The sequence below is a fragment of the Roseateles aquatilis genome (assembly GCF_002205645.1).
Lineage (GTDB): Bacteria > Pseudomonadota > Gammaproteobacteria > Burkholderiales > Burkholderiaceae_C > Roseateles > Roseateles aquatilis.
In genome coordinates this window covers 170453-187550 of sequence record NZ_NIOF01000009.1, presented here as the reverse complement: position 1 = coordinate 187550, position 17098 = coordinate 170453, and the positions used below count along the sequence as shown (strand labels likewise).

The following is a 17098-nucleotide window of genomic DNA, read 5'->3' as shown; positions in this document are numbered from 1 at the left end:
GATTGCCGAAGACGCGTCATTTTTCACAGGCGGGCCATGCTGTAACTGTTTGTCAAATTGATGACATGGAGGCCGCCCAGAATGGGGACACCACTGCGACGTTCCGGACCGCGGTGGCCTGCTACCCCATGCCGACGACCCATCTGCAACCGCCCGATCCCTTGAGCATCGCCCTGTCCGCCATCATCCGCGACGGGTCGCTCGACATCCATTTCCAGCCGCTGGTCGAGGTCGAGCGCGCGCGCATCCTCGGGTACGAGGCCCTCACGCGCGGCCCGGCCGATACCCCGCTGCACTCGCCGCTGGTGCTGTTCGAGACGGCCGCGCGCCTGGGCCGACTGGTCGAGCTGGAGCGCATCGTCGTGCGCCGCGCGCTGCGCCGCTTCAAGGAGCTGAACCTGCCCGGTCAGCTGTTCCTCAACCTGACGGCGGACACGCTGCTGGCCACCAGCGATCGCGGCGCGCTCATCGCGCGCGAGTTCGCGCAGCTCGACCTGCCGGCGTCGCGCGTCGTCATCGAGCTCACCGAGACCCGCCCCATCCTGGAGCCGGAGCGTCTGCAGGACAGCATGCACAGCCTGCGGGAGCTGGGCTTCGTGGTCGCGCTGGACGATCTGGGCGAAGGCTTCGCCAGCCTCAAGCGCTGGATGGACATCCGCCCGGATTTCGTCAAGATCGACCGCCACTTCATCGACGGCATCGCGCAGGATCCCCTCAAGCAGCAGTTCGTGCGCTCGATCCTGGAGATGGCCGCGACGTCCGGCTGCACGGTCGTCGCCGAGGGCCTGGAGCAGCTGGCCGACCTCACCGTGCTGCGCCGCCTGGGCGTGCCGGTGTGCCAGGGCTACCTGCTCGCGCGGCCCAGCCCGACGCCGCGCGCCGCGCTGCGGGCCGAGGTCGACGCGCTGCTCGCCCCCGAGCACCGCCGCCGCAACGCCGACTGGATGCGCCTGCCGCCGGACGCCATCACCACGGCCGCGCAACTGGCCCGCCGCAGCCACACCGTCACGCCCAAGCTCAGCTGCCAGACCGTCGCCGACATGTTCCAGCGCGACGAGCAGCTGTTCTCGATGCCGGTGCTCGACGAGCACAACCGGCCGATCGGCATCCTGCGCTCGCTGCAGGTCCTCAAGCGCAGCGCCGAGCGCTACTTCATGGACATCCACGAGAAGCGCCCCTGCACCGCGCTGATGGACCCGCACCCGCTGATCTTCGACGCCGGCATCTCGCTGCGCGACATGAGCGAGGCCATCTCCAGCCTGGACGACCGGCTGATGGTCGACGGCTTCATCGTCACCCGCGACGGCGAATACTTCGGCACCGGCCGCAGCACCGACCTGCTCAAGGCCGTGTCCGACCTGCAGGTCCACAGCGCCCGCTATGCCAACCCGCTGACGCTGCTGCCGGGCAACGTGCCGACCGACCAGCACCTGGACGCGCTGCTGCACGAGGGCCGCGAGTTCGTCGTCGTCGCCTGGGACATCGACCACTTCAAGCCCTTCAACGACGTGTATGGCTACGCCGCCGGCGACGACATCATCAAGCTCTGCGCGCAGATCCTGCAGACCGCGGCCGATCCGGCGCTGGACTTCGTCGGCCACATCGGCGGCGACGACTTCGTGATGGTGCTCGGCTCGGCCGACTGGACCGCCCGCATCGCCCGCGTCTGCCGCGAGTTCGACCGGCAGATGCGCCCCTTCTTCTCCGCGGAACACCTGGCGCTGGGCGGCTACGTCACGCTGAACCGGCAGAACCAGGAGTCCTTCAACCCGCTGCCCACGCTCAGCGCCGGCGTGATCCAGGTGCTGCCGGGCGCGTTCGACAGCGTCCGCGCGCTGTCGGCCGCGCTGGCCGAGCCCAAGCACGTCGCCAAGTGCGGCACCGGGCCGAGCCGCTACTTCGTCGACCGCCGCCGCGGTCCGACCGGTGACACCGTCGCCGGCACGCTGACGAGCCCGACGGCCGACGACCTGCTGGACGGCGCCGCGATCGCCTCGGCGGCCTGAGGCGCCCAAGGGCGCGCGCCGACGCGCCCCCCGCCATCCCGGCCCCCGGCCCCCGGCTCGCGCCTGCGCCTCGCGCTCGCGGCCGGCGCCCGTCATCACTGCTGACAGGATGGATCACTGCGCTGCCGTCGCGGGCATGGCCGCGCTCCTAGAATCGACGGGTGAATACCGCCCTCTCGTCCGCCCCGCTGCCGGCCTTTCCCCGCGTCGTGCTGCATCCGCAGATCAACGCGGACCTGCACTGCCATTCCACGGTGTCCGACGGCACGCTCACGCCCGAGGCCGTGGCCGAACGGGCCAAGGCCAACGGCGTCGAGCTCTGGGCGCTGACGGATCATGACGAGGTCGGCGGCCAGCAACGCGCGCTGGAGGCCGCCCGGGCGATCGGGCTGGCCTACCTGACGGGGGTGGAGATCTCGGTGACCTTCGCCGGCAAGGTGGTGCACATCGTCGGGCTGGGCTTCGACCACCACGACCCGCGCATCGTCGCCGGCCTGCGGGCCACGCGCGGCGGACGCGGCGCGCGGGCGAAGGAGATGTCCGAGGGCCTGGCCAGGGTCGGCATCCCCGGCGCCTATGAAGGCGCGCTGCGCCACGCCGGCAATCCCGAGCTGATCTCGCGCACGCACTTCGCGCGTTTTCTGGTCGAGTCCGGCCATTGCAACGACGTGCCCGAGGTCTTCCGTCGCTTCCTCACCGAAGGCAAGCCCGGTTATGTGCCGCACCGCTGGGCGGCGCTGGGCGACGCGATCTCCTGGATCGTCGATGCCGGCGGCCTCGCCGTCATCGCCCACCCGGGCCGCTACGGCTTCACGCCGACCGAGGAATACGCGCTGATCACCGAGTTCATCGCCCATGGCGGCCGCGGCATCGAGGTGGTGACCGGCAGCCACACCGCGGCCGACATGATCCAGTACACCGACACCGCGCTCGAATTCGACCTGCTGGCCTCGCGCGGCTCGGACTTCCACAGCCCGGCGGAAAGCCGCATCGACATCGGCAAGCTCGAAGAGCACTTGTCCGGCCGGCTGAAACCGGTGTGGAATGCGCTGGAGCACCGCATCCACTGGCCGGCCTGACGCACCGCGGAGAACGCCTGCCGGGCCTTTCGTCCGCGCCGCCGCGCTTGCCCCGTCGATGCCGCCGTTCACGCCGCCGACCACCGCGCACACCGATTGCCCTGAGCGACCACCATGGCCCAGATCTTCGAAGTCCATCCCGACAATCCGCAGGCCCGATTCCTGCGCCAGGCGGCGCAGATCCTGAGCCAGGGCGGCATCGGCGCGATCCCCACCGACTCCAGCTACGCGCTGGTCTGCCAGCTCGACGACAAGGCCGCCGCCGAGGCGCTGCGCCGCATCCGCGGCGTCGACGAGAAGCACCACATGACGCTGCTGTGCCGCGACCTCAGTGAGCTCGGCGCCTATGCGCGCGTGGACAACAAGCAGTACCGGATGATCAAGACGGCCACGCCGGGGCCGTTCACCTTCATCCTGGAGGCGACGAAGGAGGTGCCGCGGCGCCTGTCGCACCCGTCGCGTCGCACCATCGGCCTGCGCGTGCCGGACCACCGCGTCACGCAGGACCTGCTGGCGATCGTCGGCCAGCCGCTGCTGGCCACCACGTTGATCCCGCCCGGCGAGCACGAGCCGATCAACGACCCCGAAAACATCGCCGCCCGCTACGACAAGCTGATCCAGCTGATCATCGACGCGGGCGCCTGCCCGATGAAGCCGACCACCGTCGTCGACCTCACGGCCGAGCCGCCCGTGCTGGTGCGCCGCGGTTGCGGCGATCCGGCGTGCCTGGGTCTGACGCTGGAGGAGTCCACGGACTGACGCGGCGACGCCCCGCGCCGCCGGCGCCGATCACCGCAGTTGCCGCGGCAACTGCGCCGCTGATCAACCGCAGGTGCGCCACGCCGTCTCGCGTGTATCTCGACAGATCCATCCGCGTGTCATCCGCGCGCACGCTGACATCCCGAGCAGGGAAACGACGAAACGCATGGAACGGACGATGTCGAGGGTCGGTCGAAGGATCCGCTCGCGGGTCGCGGGATGCGCGGCGAGCCATGAAAAAACGCCGGCGCTGCCGGCGTGCTTCGTGGTGCGCGACGCGGCGCGGCGATCAGACCGCGGCGGTGATCACGATCTCGATCTTCCACTCCGGCTTGGCCAGCTTGGCCTCGACGGTGGCGCGCGGCGGCGTGTGGCCGGCCGGTACCCAGGCGTCCCAGGCGGCGTTCATGCCGGCCAGGTCCGCCACGTCGGCGATGTAGAGCTGCGCGCGCAGGATCTTGGTCTTGTCGCTGCCGGCGCGGGCCAGCAGCTTGTCGATCATGGCCAGCACCTGTTCGGTCTGGCCCTTGACGTCGGCCGTGGCGTCGTCCGGCACCTGGCCGGCCAGGTAGACCACGCCGTTGTGCACGGCCATCTCGGACAGGCGGGGTCCGACGTCGAAGCGTTCGATCTTGCTCATTTGCTGTGATGTTTGGGTTTGTTGGATTGCGAGGTTCCGTGCGCGGTCTTGGGCGCGTGCTTGTGGGCGCCCTTGCCGTGCCTGCCGCCGGCTGCCGCGGTGGCGGCGGGCTTGGCGGCCGCGGCCTTCTGACCGAGCTTGCTCTCGGTGCCGGCCATCAGTTTGCGAATGTTGGGCGCGTGGCGCCAGATCAGCAGCAGGCTCATCAGCGCGATGGCCGGCAGCTCGGGGCCGACACCCCAGATCAGCATCTGCAGCAGCGGCGCCGCGACCGCGGCCGTCAGCGAGGCCAGCGACGAATAGCGGAACACGACCGCCATCGCGACCCACACGGCCAGCACCGCCAGCCCCAGCCAGGGGTTGATCGCGAGCAGCACGCCGGCCGCCGTCGCCACGCCCTTGCCGCCCTGGAAGCGGAAGAACACCGGCCACAGATGGCCGATGAACGCGGCCAGCCCGACCAGCGCGGCCACGCCCTCCTCCATGCCGTAAGGCGCGCCGTACTTCAGCACCAGCGCCACCGGCACGTAGCCCTTGAGCGCGTCGAAGACCAGGGTCAGGATCGCCGCGGCCTTGTTGCCGGATCGCAGCACGTTGGTCGCACCCGGGTTGCCGGAGCCGTAGCTGCGCGGATCGGACAGGCCCATCACGCGGCTGACGATGACCGCGAACGAGAGCGAGCCGATCAGATACCCGGCCAACAGGGCCAGGACGGAGAACAGGGTGTCTTGCATGGGGCGCTATTCTGCCCCGGTCTTCAGCGCGCACTCGACCGGGCGGGCCGCCAGCAGCTCCGTCAAAACCCGGGGTTCGATGCCGACCAGATACCCGCGCCGGCCGCCGTTGATGAGGATGCGCGGCAGCGCCAGCACCGTCGCCTCGACGAACACCGGCATGGCCTTGCGCGTCCCGAACGGCGAGGTGCCGCCGACCAGGTAGCCGCTGTGGCGCTGCGCCACATCGGGCTTGCAGGGCTCGACCTTCTTGCAGGGAATCTGCCGCGCCAGCTCCTTCAGGCTGACCGTGCAGTCGCCATGCATCAGCACGATCAGCGGCTGCGCCTTCTCGTCCTGCATCACCAAAGTCTTGACGACCTCGTGCTCGGGCACGCCCAGTTGCTTGGAAGACTCGCCGGTGCCACCGTGCTCGACGTAGTCGTAGACATGCTCGCCGAAGGCGACCTTGTGCAGGCGCAGGAACTGGGTGGCGAGGGTCTCGCTGACATGGGCGGTTTTCTTGCTCATGCGGCGGATTGTCGGCGTCCGGCACCACCGCGCGCTTGTACGAGCTTGCGCCGCCCCTGCTGACAGCGGGTGGCAGGCGGCGCCCGTACGCTGCCCTCCTTCCCCTCGCCGGCCCGCGCCCACCCCCGAACGCCATGACGACCGACACCGCCGCCGCTCCCGCCCTGAAAGACCTGATCGACACGGCCGCGCTGCGCGCGTTGGCCGACGTCTTCGCCGATGCCTCGCCCGGTTTCCAGCACAAGCGCTTCCTCGCCGTCGCGACGGACGGGCTGGACGCGCTGTCGATCATGCAGCGCGTGCACCGCATCGCGGAGGCGCTCGGGGCCGCGTTGCCCGGCGGCTTCGCCGACCAGCTCGACGCGGTCTGCGCCGCCGCGCCCCGCGCGTCGGGCGCCTTCATCAACATGGGGCTGTGCGACTTCGTCGCCACGCACGGGCTGCACGACGCCGACGCCTCGCTGAGGGCGCTCAAGCGCCTCACGCCTCACGGCACCGCGGAATTCGCGATCCGCCCCTTCCTGCGCCAGGACCTGCCCGGCACGCTCAAGACCATGGAGCGCTGGACCACCGACCGTAGCGAGCATGTGCGCCGCCTCGCCAGCGAGGGCTGCCGCACGCGGCTGCCCTGGTCCTTCCGGCTGGACGCGCTGGTCGCCGACCCGGCGCCGCTCGCGCCCATCCTGCGGGCGCTGCGCGCGGACGACAGCCTGTACGTGCGCCGCTCGGTGGCCAACAGCCTGAACGACGTCACCAAGGACCATCCGGACTGGGTCTTCGACCACATCGCCGATTGGGACCTGACGGACCCGCGCGGCGCCTGGATCGTCAAGCACGCGCTGCGCAACCGCATCAAGCAGGGCGACACGCGCGCGCTGAAGCTGATCGGCGCCAGCGACGGTGCCCGGGCCACGATCGCCCGGCTGTCCGTGCACCCGCCGCGCGTGGCCATCGGCGGGGAGATCGAGATCGCCTTCGACCTGCGCTCGACCGCCGACGCCGACCAGCGTCTGGTCGTCGACTATGTCGTCCATTACGTGAAGAAGAACGGCAGCGCCTCGCCCAAGGTCTTCAAGCTGAAGACGGTCGAGCTCGCCGCCGGCGACTCCGCGGCGATCCGCATCCGTCGCGCGCTGCGCAACTTCACGACCCGCACGCATTACGCCGGCACGCACCGGGTGGAAGTGCTCGTGAACGGCCAGCGACTGGCCGACGGCGCCTTCGAGCTTCTGGAGGCCTGACGCCGCCCGCGTCGGGCTCGGGCTCGGGCTCGGGCTCGAGTTCATCCCACCAGACCGTCAGTGGGTGGTTGCGTCATGATAATTATTGTTTTACAGTAATTTCTTACCACTCGACGGTAAGACGTAAAACGACGCTCACGCCATGGCGATCCACCCCGCTTCCCCGCTGCCGGACGGCCTGAAACGCATCCTCTGGATCTCGCGTTGCGTGCGTGCGCTGAGCCTCGTCGGCATGGCGACGGTGGCCCTCTTCTTCGCCCGGTTCTGGAGCGACGCCGACTGGATCCGCAAGTCGGTGGACAGCGACTGGTGCAACAGCTGCAAGACGCTGAGCCTGGACGCCGCCAGCCGCGCGCTGGCGGCGCTGGGCACCTCGCCCGCGCTGGTGCTGACGCTCGTCGCCTTCTGGCAGCTGTGGCGGCTCTTCGGCCACTTCCAGCGCGGCAACGTCTTCACGACGGCCGCGATCGCGCACCTGCGGCGCTTGAGCCAGGCCCTGATCGCGATGGCCGCGGTGATGCCGCTCAGCTCCACGCTGGCGATCCTGGCGCTCACCATGCGCAACCCGCCGGGCCAGCGCGTGCTGGTCTTCCAGATCGGCTCGCAGCATTACCTGCAGTTGCTGGTCGGCCTGGTGCTGCTGGCGATGGCGCTGGTGATGCAGGAAGCGCGGCGCATGGCGCAGGAGAACGCCGAGTTCGTCTGAACGGACCGGCGCAGGACGTCCCCACCATGCCCATCGTCGTCCGACTCGACGTCATGCTCGCGCAGCGCAAGATGCGCTCCAAGGAGCTGGCCGAGGCCATCGGCATCACCGAGGCCAATCTGTCGCTGCTCAAGTCCGGCAAGGTGCGCGGCGTGCGCTTCGACACGTTGTCCCGGATCTGCGCGGTGCTGCAGTGCCAGCCGGGCGACCTGCTGGCCCACGAGCCTGGCGACGAATCCCCTTCCGGAGATGGCGATGACCGTGCCTGACCCGATGCCCGCCTCCCGCCGTCGCATCCTGCCGATCGTGGCGGTGCTCGCGCTGCACGTGGTGCTGCTGGCGGTGCTGCAGCATGCGTGGCGCCGGCCGGACGCACGGCAGGCGCAGCACAGCTCGTCGGTGCGCATGATCACGATCGCGTTGCCGCCGCTGCCCCGGCAGGACCTGAAGCCGGCGCCGCGTCGGGAGAAGGCCGAGGCAAGACCTGCCCCCCGGCGCCCGGATGAACGGGAGGCGGCCCAGGCGCCGCGGGCGCCCATCGCCGTGCCGACAGAGACCGCTCCCCCCGAACCGCGCACCACCGTCGTGCTCACGTCGCCGGCGCCCCCCGCCTCCGCGGCGTCCGGGCCGAGCGCCCGCGACCTGATGTACGGCGCCGCGACGCAACGCGCGCTCAGACAGTCGACGCAAGGCCAGCCGCTGCTCTCGGAGCGCGCCGACCAGGCCAGCCAGGCGCCGGAGCGCGCGGAGGCATCGGCGCGGCTGGGACAGGAAATCATGAAGGGCGCCACCACCGACTGCCTCAAGGGCGAGTACGCCGGGGCCGGCATGGGGCTGCTCAGCGCGCCCTTCCTGCTGCTCGCCGAGGCGCGCGGCAAGTGTCGTCGCTGAGCCGTCAACCCGAAGGGCGGCCGCGCCGTTCTGCCCCGAGGCCGACCACGGCCTCACGATCCGCCAACCGGCCACCCGGCCACCAGGAAGAGACCTCGAAGTGATGCCATCGAAGCCAGCCGCCATCCCCTCGACGACGGCCTCGCCGCGCGCCGCGAGACCCGTGCCCATGCCTTTCCTGCTGCCGCTGCTGCTGAACGCGGCGTCCGGCGCCTTCGCGGCGACGGCCGTCGAGCCGCCACCCGCGCCGGTGGCGGCGAGCGCCCCGGCCGACGCGACGCTGCCCACGGTCAAGACCGACATGAAGCGCGGTACCTTCATGCCTTACAAGCAGCTCAACGAGCTGCTCACCAAGCTGCGTGTCCATGGCGAAGGCCTGTTCGTGCCGCACTTCGTGCTGACCGACGCCAAGGACCGCACGCGCCCCCCGGCCGGCGTGAAGCTCGCGCTGATGAGCGACGAGGAGTACATCCCCATCCCCGTCGACGACAAGGGCGCGTTCGACTTGCCGGTCTTCACCGCGCAGCAGGCCAAGGACATGGAGCTGGGCTCCAACCTGCCCAAGGACTCGACCGCGATCCGGCTCAGCATCGACCTGAGCACGTCGCCCGAGATGCTGGACATGGCCACCGTGCGCCGCGTCGTGACGCTCGGCCAGAAGCTGCGCGGCGAGCTGCTGCCCTGGTACGCGCGCTGGCTGTTCCCGCAGATCGACGGCGTGATCGCGTGCAGCGACCAGCCCCTGTGGGCGCTGGACTGGACCGAGGGCGGGCAGCGCCTGCGCCTGGCCCTGCCCGCGGACACGCAGCAGCGCGAGCCCTACATCGCCAAGGACAAGCCGTCGCGCGCCTGCACGGTGCTGACCGGCCAGGAGCAGTGGCCCGACTCGGCCCTGCTGCAGCCGCCCGCCGGCGGCAATACGAAGCTGTACGTGAAGCTGCGCATCAACCGCCCGAGCTGAGCGGCCCCGCGCGGCCCTCGCCGGACGACCGCGACGGCGACCACCACCGCGACGGCAGCGGCGGGTTCGGCTCCGGCGGCGCGGGCACGAGCCGCGGCGCGGTCGCCGCCCGCCCTCAGGTCGATCGACCCGCCGCGCGGTCGGCTTCCAATTGCCGCAGCACGCGGCGCTGCAGCTTGCCGGTGGTCGTCATCGGCAGGCTGTCGAGGAACTCGATCTCCTTCGGATACTCGTACGGCGCGAGCCGCTCCCGCACGAAGGCCTGCAACTCGCTCGTCAGCGCCGCCGACGGCTGCCGCCCCGGTGCCAGCACGACGAAGGCCTTGACCAGCGCGCCGCGCTCCGCATCGGGCTTGGGCACCACGGCCGCGTTGGCGACGGCCTCGTGCTTGACCAGGCAGTTCTCGATCTCCCCCGGCCCGATGCGGTAGCCGGCGACCTTGAACTGATCGTCGGAGCGGCCCTCGTACCAGAGGTAGCCGTCGGCGTCGGCGCGCGCGAGGTCGCCGGTGCGGCACCAGCTGTCCATCGGGTCGCCGGTGAACTTGGCCGCGGTCGCCGCCTCGTTGCGCCAGTAGCCGAGGAAGAAGATCGGATCGAGGTCCCCGTGCACGTCGCGCCGATGGACCGCCACCTCGCCGACCTGTCCGGGCGGACAGACGCGGCCCTCGTCATCGATGACCGCCACGCGATGGCCCGGGTAGGCCCGCCCCATGCTGCCCGGCCGCGCCGGCCACAGGCGCGCGCAGTTGCCGACGACGTAGTTGATCTCGGTCTGGCCGAACATCTCGTTGACGGTCACGCCGAGCTCGCGGCCCACCCAGTCGAAGACCGCGTCGCCGACGGCCTCCCCGGCGCTCATGATCGCCTGCAGGTGCAGCGCGTGGCGCTCGCGCGGATGCGGGCAGGCCTTCATCATGGCCTTGAGCGCGGTCGGGAACAGGAAGGTGTGGGTGACGCGGTACCGCGCCATCAGCTCCAGGGCCTTCTCCGGCGCGAAGCGGCCCTGGTAGCCGAGGATCGGCCGGCCGAAGCACAGCGACGGCAGCAGGCCGTCCATCAGGCCGCCGGTCCAGGCCCAGTCGGCGGGGGTCCAGAAAACCGCCTCGCTGCGCGCGGTGGGGTTGTTGGGATCGAAGCCGAACCAGTTCTGGCTGGCGATGAAACCGGTCAGGTTGCCCAGCAGCGCGCGCTGCGGGATCAGCGCGCCCTTGGGCGCACCGGTGGTGCCGCTGGTGTAGATCAACACCGCCGGATCGTCGGCCGCGTTGTCGCGGGCCGTGAAGCGCGCATCCTCGGCCTGCAGCGCGGCCATCCAGCCGGACTCGCCCTCGCCCGGCGCGGCCGCGCCGACGACCAGCACATGGCGCAGCGCCGGGCATTGCCCGCGCACGCCGCGCACGGCCTCGAGCGCGCCCGCCTCGACGATGGCGACGCTGGCCTCGCTGTCCTTCAGGCGGTACTCGAGCGCATCGGGCCCGAAGAGCATGGACAGCGGCATTGCCACCGCGCCCAACTGGTTCAGCGCGATGTGCGCCGCGGCGGTCTCGAAGCGCTGCGGCAGCACCAGCGCGACGCGATCGCCGGCCTGCACGCCGAGCCGCTTCAGCGCGTTGGACAGGCGGTTGGCCGCGCGCTGCAACTGGCCGAAGCTGTACTGGGCGCGGCAATCGCTGTCGCTGTCGAAGAGGATGGCGGGCGCCTCGGGCGTCTCGCGGGCCCAGCGGCCGCAGCAGAGCTCGGCGATGCTGAGCCGCTCCGGCACCTGCCAGCGAAAGGCGCCGTGGATCAACGCGTAGGGATCGAGACCGCCACCGGCCGCGCCGGCGGCCGCGTTGGCGGCGGCCGCTTCGGGGGGAAGCGTGGTGCCGGCGGTCGTGCCGGCGTCCGTGGCCGTCGTGCCGGTCATGAGCGTCTCTCCATCCTGGACTGGAACAAGAGCGTGGATGCTAGCGAGGCGCCCCGTGCCGGTCGTCATGGAAACCCCGTAGCCATCGAAGGGTGCGCCGGGGCTGGCGGACGCACCGTCACGGGGCGAGGTCTACACTGACCCGCATGAAGATCCTGCACAACCCCCTCTGCTCCAAGTCCCGCGAGGCGCTCGCGTTGCTGGAGTCGCGCGGCCCGAAGCCCCGGATCATCGAATACCTCGTGCATCCGCTGTCGCTGCGCGACCTGCAGGCGCTGCGCCGCCGGCTCGGCCAGCCGGTGCGCGCGATGTTGCGCGACAACGAGGATCTCTATCGCGAGCTGAACCTCGCCGACCCGACGCTGACCGACACGCAGTTGCTGCAGGCGATCGCCGACCATCCGAAGCTGCTCCAGCGCCCGATCGTCATCGACGGCGAGCGCGCGCTGATCGCCCGGCCGCCGGAGCTGTTGAACGACTGGCCGCGCTGACCGGTCGCCCGACGGCCGCGAGCGGTCAACGCCGCCGGCCGCGGATCGGCGTCCGTCGCCACGCCGCCCGCACGGTGCCGATCGGCCCGTCGCAGGCGATGACGCCGCCGATCACGCCTTGAATCGGGCCAGTGCGTCGCCGGCCAATCGGCACAGCCGCCAGTCGGGCATGACGGTCGCGCCCATCTTCTCGTAGAAGCGGATGGCGTTCTCGTTCCAGTCCAGCACGCACCACTCGAAACGCCCGTAGCCCCGGTCGATCGCGACCTGCGCCAGATGCGTCAGCATCCGCTTGCCCAGGCCGCCGCCGCGATGCGCGGGCTGCACGTACAGGTCCTCCAGGTACAGGCCCGGCTTGGCCAGGAAGGTCGAGAAGTTGACGAAGGTCAGCGCGAAGGCGACGACCGCGCCGCTGGCGTGCTCTGCCACCAGCGCCTCGGCGACGGGGCGCTCGCCGAAGAGATGCGGCAGGAGCTTCTCCGGGGTGACCTCCAGCAGATGGGTCAGGCTCTCGAATTCGGCCAGCTCGGTGATCAGTCCGACGATGGCGGGGACGTCGTCGGCGCGCGCGGGGCGGAGGGTGTAGTCGGAGGAGGAAACGGCGGCAGCGTCGGTCATGGAAAGGGTCTCGGGCTCGTCGAGGAATGCGGATCGCGTCGGCTCGGGCGCATGGATACCGCGCCCGGCGACGCGCCATTGTCTCCATGGCGAAAGCGCGCCCGCCGGCATCGCTCTACAGTGCCGCTCCATGAGCACCGCACCGAGCCACGCCTACGACGTCCGCCGCCCGCATCGCAGCGAGTTCCTGACCCTGCGCGGCCTGCGCCACCACCTGCTGCGCTGGGGTCCGCCGCCCGACGGGCAACGCCCGCTGCTGGTGATGGTGCATGGCTGGATGGACGTCGGCGCGTCGTTCCAGTTCATGGTCGACGCCTTCCGCGAGGACCGCAGCGTGGTCGCGATCGACTGGCGCGGCTTCGGGCTCACCGACAGCAACGGCGGCGACTCGTACTGGTTCCCGGACTACCTCGGCGACCTCGACGCGCTGCTGGACATCGTCAGCCCCGACGCGCCGGTCGATCTGCTCGGCCACAGCATGGGCGGCAACATCGTGATGACCTATGCCGGCGTGCGGCCCGGGCGGCTGCGCAAGCTGGTCAACCTGGAAGGCTTCGGCCTGCCGGAGACCACGCCCGACATGGCGCCCGCGCGCCTCGCCGACTGGCTCGACGAGCTGAAGACATCGCCCAGCCTGAAGACCTACGACAGTGTCGAGGGTGTCGCCCGACGGCTGATGAAGACCAATCCGCGCCTGACCGAGGACAAGGCCGACTGGCTGGCGCCGCACTGGTCCCGCCAGGGCGAGGACGGCCGCTGGCATATCCTCGGCGACCCCGCCCACAAGCGGACCAACCCGGTGCTGTACCGTCGCGCGGAGGCGCTGGCCTGCTGGTCGCGCATCGAGGCGCCGACGCTGTGGGTCGAGGGCAGCGAGACCCAGCTCTCGCAGTGGTGGGGCGACCGTTATCCGCGCGAGGACTTCGAGACGCGGATCGGCGTCGTCAAGGACCTGCGACGCGTGACGCTGCAACAGGCCGCGCACATGATGCATCACGACCAGCCCGAGGCGCTGGCGCGCGAGGTGCAGGAGTTTCTCGGCTGATCAGCCCTTGATCGCGGGATCGCGCGACTCGTCGTCGGCCCCATCGTTCGACGGATCCGCGGACACCACCACCGCCGCCTGATACGCCGCGACGAACTCCGGCGGCATGCGCTTGGGCCGGCCGTCGGCGATGGCGATGCAGACCAGGTCCCAGCGACCGCGCATCAGCGTCTGGCCGTCGCCGGCACGCCGCAGCTGGAAACGCCGCTCCATCGCCAGCCTGCCGTCGCCGGCCGTCAGCCAGGTGCCGAGCACCAGCGGCTCGCCCTCGAAGGACGGCAGCAGGTAGTCGTAGCCGCCATGACGGATCGCCATCGCGCGATCGAGCCGGCGATAGTCCTCCAGGGTCAGCCCCAGCGCCTCCGAGTGCGCCCACGCCACCTGCTCGCACCACCGCACGTAGACCGCGTTGTTGGTGTGATTGAGGCCGTCGATGTCCTGCGGCTGCGGACGGACGTCCATGCGGTGCGGCGATGGGTAGTCCCAGCCGGCGCGCAGCGGATCGCCGCCGGCGTCGTCGTCGGTCTGATTCATCGCTTCATGCGTCGCCTGGTTCATCGCCTCGTTCATCGCCTCGTTCATCGCATCGCCCACCGCTTCGCTCATCGAGCGGCCCGCCGCCTCACCCATCCCCTCGCCCATCGCCGCGTTCCATGCAAGCCGGCGCGGGATTTCCGACCTCGGCGGTCGGGGTGCGTCAGCTTAGCGCCGGGAGGCAGGCAGAATGCCGCCCTTCTCCGCGACCGTCCTTCGTGACCGATCTCCGCGCGCTTCCTCCGCGATCTTCTCTCGCGGCCGTCGTTCGCGATCGTCCGTCGGCCGCGCGACCCTCGCCCTTCCGCATTCCTCCCGCTGCGCCGTCCCTGTTGCCCGTCGTCATGAACATCATCGTCACCGAAGAACTCAAGGCCTACATCGATCCCCTCACCGAGGACGAGTACGCCGCCCTCGAACGCAGCATCCTCGCCGAGGGCTGCCGCGACGCGCTGGTGCTGTGGGGCGACATCCTGGTCGACGGCCACAACCGCCACGGCATCTGCACCAAGCACGGGCTGCCGTTCCAGACGGTGCAGAACACGCGCTTCAAGTCGATGGAGGACGTTCACCTGTGGATGATCGACCAGCATCTGGGCCGCCGCAGCGTGTCCGACTTCCAGCGCGGCGTGCTGGCGCTGCGCAAGAAGGAAATCATGGAGGCGCGCCGGCTCGCAGTGCTGGACGATCCGACGCCGGACGCGACCGCCGCCGCCGCGGCCGCCGCTGAATCACTGGCCGCCGCCGAGGCCGGCGTGCCCGCCGCGCCGCCGCTCAAGAGCCGCGAGGCCATCGCCCGCGCCGCGCGCATCAGCAGCGCCACCGTCGGGCAGATCGAAAAAATCCAGAAGGCCGCCGCGCCGGAACTGGTCGCCGCGGTGCGCTCGGGCGAGGTCTCCATCAGCGCCGCCGCCGTCATCGCCGATCTGCCCGCCGAGGAACAGGCCGCCGCCGCCGCCGGGGGCAAGAAGGAACTGCGTCAGGCCGCCAAGCGGGTGCGCGAATCCAAGGTCGGCAAGAAGGCCGCCGGCGACGCGATCGCCGAAGCGGCAGTGCAGGTGCTGGGCGTGCCCGTCAACGACGAGGGCGAGCTGGAGGCCGATCCGGCCGTGGCGCTGCTGCGGGCGCAGGTGTCGGCGCTGCAGGACGAGAACGTCCGGCTGCGGGCCGAGGTCACCGAGCTGCAGGCGCAGTTGGCGGCGGCCAAGCCTGTGGCTTGAAGGGGATTGAGGAGACTCCAGGAGATCGGAGCCCCCGGCGTTCCCGACCTCCTCGATCCAATGAGACGTGCGGCAGAAATCCAATGCGCGCGCGTCTCAGAAGCCGGTGATCGGGTCGGTGCGGTGGGGGCTCGATGGCGAAGCTTCCTGGTCCTGCGGTGGATCGCCGGCTTCGATCGCCTCGGCCTCGCGTCGGTTCATGACCCGCGCGTAGACGACGACGATGGCCACGTACACGATCAACGCCCCCTGCGAGCCGACCCAGAAGCTGAACGGCCAGCCGAAGAAGTCGAAGCTCAGCGCGCGAGCGAAATAGGCCACCCCGAAAGTCACCAGCGCCCACACCGTCAACAAGGCCAAGGTCAGCCGCCAGGTGCCGCGCCAGAAGCGCCGACGCCCGTCCACGCGGCGCTCCGAGGGGTCTTCCGGGTAGCCCGCTTGGGGGACAGGTTGAACGTGTTTGCGGACCATCCCTTCATCTTAGGGAGCCCAGCCGCGGCAGCATGAGAAAATACCCGGCTCAGGGCCCCCTTCCAGGGGCCTTTCTCCTGGCCCGTTCTCCCGGCCCGGCCTCGATCCCACGGATCGGCCGCGGGATACCGGTCCCAATGAACGCTTCGAAAGCACCATGGACATCGAGCAAATCAATGCGATCGGCACCCAGCTGACCGATCTGCAAGCGCGTACCGACGCGCTAAGGGGGTACCTTTGACTACGACCGCAAAGCGCTGCGGTTGAATGAGGTCAATGCCGCGTTGGAGAACCCCAACGTCTGGAACGAGCCCAAACGCGCCCAGGAACTGGGCAAGGAAAAGCGCACGCTGGAACAGGTCGTCGAGACGATCAACCACCTGACCGGCAACCTCGCGGACAACCTCGAACTCTTCGAGATGTCCAAGGACGACAACGACATCACCGGCCTGCAGACCATCCAGGCCGACGCGGCCAAGCTGGCCGAAAGCGTCGAGACGCTCGAGTTCCGCCGGATGTTCAACAACCCGGCCGATCCGATGAACTGCTTCATCGACATCCAGGCCGGCGCCGGCGGCACCGAGGCCTGCGACTGGGCCGGCATGCTGCTGCGCCAGTACCTGAAGTACTGCGAGCGCAAGGGCTTCAAGGCCGACGTCGAGGAACAGACCGACGACGAAGTGGCCGGCATCAAGAGCGCCACCATCAAGGTCGAGGGCGAGTACGCCTTCGGCCTGCTGCGCACCGAGTCCGGCGTGCACCGCCTGGTGCGCAAGAGCCCGTTCGACTCCTCCGGCGGCCGCCACACCAGCTTCGCGTCGCTGTTCGTCTACCCCGAGATCGACGACTCGATCGAGATCGACATCAACCCCGCGGACGTGCGCACCGACACCTACCGCGCCAGCGGCGCGGGCGGCCAGCACATCAACAAGACCGACTCCGCGGTGCGGCTGACCCACATCCCGACCGGCATCGTCGTCCAGTGCCAGGACAGCCGCAGCCAGCACAGCAACCGCGACGTCGCCTGGCGCCGCCTGCGCTCGCGGCTGTACGACCATGAGATGAAGAAGCGCATGGCCGAGCAGCAGAAGCTCGAGGACAGCAAGACCGACGTGGGCTGGGGCCACCAGATCCGCTCGTACGTGCTGGACCAGAGCCGCATCAAGGACCTGCGCACCAACGTCGAGATCTCCAACACGCAGAAGGTGCTGGACGGAGATCTGGACGCATTCATCACCGCCTCGCTCAAGCAAGGCGTCTAAGAACGACTCCGAGACAAATGC

At 70.2% G+C, this 17098-nt stretch carries 19 protein-coding genes; 12 read left to right on the top strand and 7 right to left on the bottom strand.

The window, feature by feature from the left end:
* The first annotated feature begins 128 nt into the window (after positions 1-128).
* The 3 genes from CDN99_RS18705 to CDN99_RS18695 all read left to right on the top strand — a co-directional run bounded on the left by CDN99_RS18705 (position 129) and on the right by CDN99_RS18695 (position 3844).
* Positions 129-2006, top strand: coding sequence for a bifunctional diguanylate cyclase/phosphodiesterase (locus CDN99_RS18705; protein ID WP_158218886.1), 1878 nt, complete (start codon positions 129-131; stop codon positions 2004-2006).
* A gap of 212 nt (positions 2007-2218) precedes the next feature.
* Positions 2219-3085: a 3',5'-nucleoside bisphosphate phosphatase gene (locus CDN99_RS18700; protein ID WP_088386451.1), complete on the top strand. Its 867-nt coding sequence runs from the start codon at positions 2219-2221 to the stop codon at positions 3083-3085.
* Between the two features lie 114 nt (positions 3086-3199).
* Positions 3200-3844 carry an L-threonylcarbamoyladenylate synthase gene (locus tag CDN99_RS18695; RefSeq protein WP_088386395.1) on the top strand — a complete coding sequence of 215 codons (645 nt, stop codon included), beginning with the start codon at positions 3200-3202 and terminating at the stop codon, positions 3842-3844.
* 289 nt (positions 3845-4133) lie between these two features.
* Here the strand turns inward: CDN99_RS18695 and CDN99_RS18690 are convergent, their stop codons facing one another.
* The 3 genes from CDN99_RS18690 to CDN99_RS18680 are packed head-to-tail and all read right to left on the bottom strand — an operon-like array spanning position 4134 to position 5728.
* A complete protein-coding gene (locus tag CDN99_RS18690; protein ID WP_088386394.1) occupies positions 4134-4484 on the bottom strand; it encodes a RidA family protein in 351 nt (116 codons plus the stop codon).
* Positions 4481-5218, bottom strand: a complete 738-nt coding sequence (plsY, locus tag CDN99_RS18685) for a glycerol-3-phosphate 1-O-acyltransferase PlsY (protein ID WP_169727052.1) — start codon at positions 5216-5218, stop codon at positions 4481-4483. Before plsY ends, CDN99_RS18690 begins: the two co-directional genes overlap by 4 nt.
* Before the next feature lie 6 nt (positions 5219-5224).
* The gene (locus CDN99_RS18680) at positions 5225-5728 is read right to left on the bottom strand and encodes an aminoacyl-tRNA deacylase (RefSeq protein WP_088386393.1); all 504 of its coding nucleotides are present in this window, start codon (positions 5726-5728) and stop codon (positions 5225-5227) included.
* Positions 5729-5862: 134 nt separating this feature from the next.
* Here CDN99_RS18680 and CDN99_RS18675 point away from each other — a divergent pair, with 134 nt between their 5' ends.
* The 5 genes from CDN99_RS18675 (at position 5863) to CDN99_RS18655 (ending at position 9527) form a co-directional block, all read left to right on the top strand.
* Positions 5863-6969 (top strand): DNA alkylation repair protein, encoded by a 1107-nt coding sequence (locus CDN99_RS18675; RefSeq protein ID WP_088386392.1) that lies wholly within the window; start codon positions 5863-5865, stop codon positions 6967-6969.
* 142 nt (positions 6970-7111) lie between these two features.
* A complete protein-coding gene (locus CDN99_RS18670; protein WP_088386391.1) occupies positions 7112-7675 on the top strand; it encodes a DUF2975 domain-containing protein in 564 nt (187 codons plus the stop codon).
* Between the two features lie 26 nt (positions 7676-7701).
* Positions 7702-7944 (top strand): helix-turn-helix domain-containing protein, encoded by a 243-nt coding sequence (locus CDN99_RS18665; RefSeq protein WP_088386390.1) that lies wholly within the window; start codon positions 7702-7704, stop codon positions 7942-7944.
* On the top strand, positions 7931-8566 hold the full coding sequence (locus CDN99_RS18660; RefSeq protein ID WP_141100863.1) for a hypothetical protein: 636 nt from the start codon (positions 7931-7933) through the stop codon (positions 8564-8566). The genes CDN99_RS18665 and CDN99_RS18660 overlap by 14 nt, the downstream gene beginning before the upstream one ends.
* Positions 8567-8735: 169 nt before the next feature.
* Positions 8736-9527 (top strand): hypothetical protein, encoded by a 792-nt coding sequence (locus CDN99_RS18655; protein WP_088386388.1) that lies wholly within the window; start codon positions 8736-8738, stop codon positions 9525-9527.
* Between the two features lie 115 nt (positions 9528-9642).
* Here the strand turns inward: CDN99_RS18655 and CDN99_RS18650 are convergent, their stop codons facing one another.
* Positions 9643-11436: an acetate--CoA ligase gene (locus CDN99_RS18650; RefSeq protein ID WP_088386387.1), complete on the bottom strand. Its 1794-nt coding sequence runs from the start codon at positions 11434-11436 to the stop codon at positions 9643-9645.
* Positions 11437-11582: 146 nt separating this feature from the next.
* Between CDN99_RS18650 and arsC the strand changes: the two genes are divergently transcribed.
* Entirely contained in the window at positions 11583-11927 is a 345-nt protein-coding gene (gene arsC / locus CDN99_RS18645) for an arsenate reductase (glutaredoxin) (RefSeq protein WP_193531730.1), read from the top strand.
* Between the two features lie 111 nt (positions 11928-12038).
* Here arsC and CDN99_RS18640 read toward each other — a convergent pair whose 3' ends face one another.
* The gene (locus tag CDN99_RS18640) at positions 12039-12545 is read right to left on the bottom strand and encodes a GNAT family N-acetyltransferase (RefSeq protein ID WP_088386386.1); all 507 of its coding nucleotides are present in this window, start codon (positions 12543-12545) and stop codon (positions 12039-12041) included.
* A 130-nt stretch (positions 12546-12675) separates the two neighbouring features.
* On the opposite strand from CDN99_RS18640, the gene CDN99_RS18635 reads away from it, so the two are divergent.
* A complete protein-coding gene (locus tag CDN99_RS18635) occupies positions 12676-13590 on the top strand; it encodes an alpha/beta fold hydrolase (RefSeq protein WP_088386385.1) in 915 nt (304 codons plus the stop codon).
* On the opposite strand, the gene CDN99_RS18630 is transcribed toward CDN99_RS18635, so the two are convergent.
* Entirely contained in the window at positions 13591-14232 is a 642-nt protein-coding gene (locus CDN99_RS18630; protein ID WP_238139591.1) for an acyl-CoA thioesterase, read from the bottom strand.
* 236 nt (positions 14233-14468) lie between these two features.
* Between CDN99_RS18630 and CDN99_RS18625 the strand changes: the two genes are divergently transcribed.
* Positions 14469-15344: a ParB N-terminal domain-containing protein gene (locus tag CDN99_RS18625; protein WP_088386384.1), complete on the top strand. Its 876-nt coding sequence runs from the start codon at positions 14469-14471 to the stop codon at positions 15342-15344.
* Between the two features lie 96 nt (positions 15345-15440).
* Here CDN99_RS18625 and CDN99_RS18620 read toward each other — a convergent pair whose 3' ends face one another.
* The gene (locus CDN99_RS18620) at positions 15441-15815 is read right to left on the bottom strand and encodes a DUF4212 domain-containing protein (RefSeq protein WP_088386383.1); all 375 of its coding nucleotides are present in this window, start codon (positions 15813-15815) and stop codon (positions 15441-15443) included.
* A gap of 157 nt (positions 15816-15972) precedes the next feature.
* Between CDN99_RS18620 and prfB the strand changes: the two genes are divergently transcribed.
* Positions 15973-17077, top strand: a protein-coding gene (gene prfB / locus CDN99_RS18615) for a peptide chain release factor 2 (protein WP_141100862.1) whose coding sequence is annotated in 2 segments (ribosomal slippage) — positions 15973-16053 and positions 16055-17077 — 1104 coding nt in all. Because the reading frame shifts where the segments join, the coding sequence is not laid out codon by codon here.
* Positions 17078-17098: the final 21 nt, after the last annotated feature.

Bases quoted from the DNA above. Each gene is read 5' to 3' on its own strand.
- CDN99_RS18705 (WP_158218886.1), top strand. From the start codon at position 129: ATGCCGACGACCCATCTGCAACCGCCCGATCCCTTGAGCATCGCCCTG.
- CDN99_RS18695 (WP_088386395.1), top strand. From the start codon at position 3,200: ATGGCCCAGATCTTCGAAGTCCATCCCGACAATCCGCAGGCCCGATTC.
- CDN99_RS18690 (WP_088386394.1), bottom strand. From the start codon at position 4,484: ATGAGCAAGATCGAACGCTTCGACGTCGGACCCCGCCTGTCCGAGATG.
- plsY (WP_169727052.1), bottom strand. From the start codon at position 5,218: ATGCAAGACACCCTGTTCTCCGTCCTGGCCCTGTTGGCCGGGTATCTG.
- CDN99_RS18680 (WP_088386393.1), bottom strand. From the start codon at position 5,728: ATGAGCAAGAAAACCGCCCATGTCAGCGAGACCCTCGCCACCCAGTTC.
- CDN99_RS18675 (WP_088386392.1), top strand. From the start codon at position 5,863: ATGACGACCGACACCGCCGCCGCTCCCGCCCTGAAAGACCTGATCGAC.
- CDN99_RS18670 (WP_088386391.1), top strand. From the start codon at position 7,112: ATGGCGATCCACCCCGCTTCCCCGCTGCCGGACGGCCTGAAACGCATC.
- CDN99_RS18665 (WP_088386390.1), top strand. From the start codon at position 7,702: ATGCCCATCGTCGTCCGACTCGACGTCATGCTCGCGCAGCGCAAGATG.
- CDN99_RS18660 (WP_141100863.1), top strand. From the start codon at position 7,931: ATGACCGTGCCTGACCCGATGCCCGCCTCCCGCCGTCGCATCCTGCCG.
- CDN99_RS18655 (WP_088386388.1), top strand. From the start codon at position 8,736: ATGCCTTTCCTGCTGCCGCTGCTGCTGAACGCGGCGTCCGGCGCCTTC.
- CDN99_RS18650 (WP_088386387.1), bottom strand. From the start codon at position 11,436: ATGACCGGCACGACGGCCACGGACGCCGGCACGACCGCCGGCACCACG.
- arsC (WP_193531730.1), top strand. From the start codon at position 11,583: ATGAAGATCCTGCACAACCCCCTCTGCTCCAAGTCCCGCGAGGCGCTC.
- CDN99_RS18640 (WP_088386386.1), bottom strand. From the start codon at position 12,545: ATGACCGACGCTGCCGCCGTTTCCTCCTCCGACTACACCCTCCGCCCC.
- CDN99_RS18635 (WP_088386385.1), top strand. From the start codon at position 12,676: ATGAGCACCGCACCGAGCCACGCCTACGACGTCCGCCGCCCGCATCGC.
- CDN99_RS18630 (WP_238139591.1), bottom strand. From the start codon at position 14,232: ATGGGCGAGGGGATGGGTGAGGCGGCGGGCCGCTCGATGAGCGAAGCG.
- CDN99_RS18625 (WP_088386384.1), top strand. From the start codon at position 14,469: ATGAACATCATCGTCACCGAAGAACTCAAGGCCTACATCGATCCCCTC.
- CDN99_RS18620 (WP_088386383.1), bottom strand. From the start codon at position 15,815: ATGGTCCGCAAACACGTTCAACCTGTCCCCCAAGCGGGCTACCCGGAA.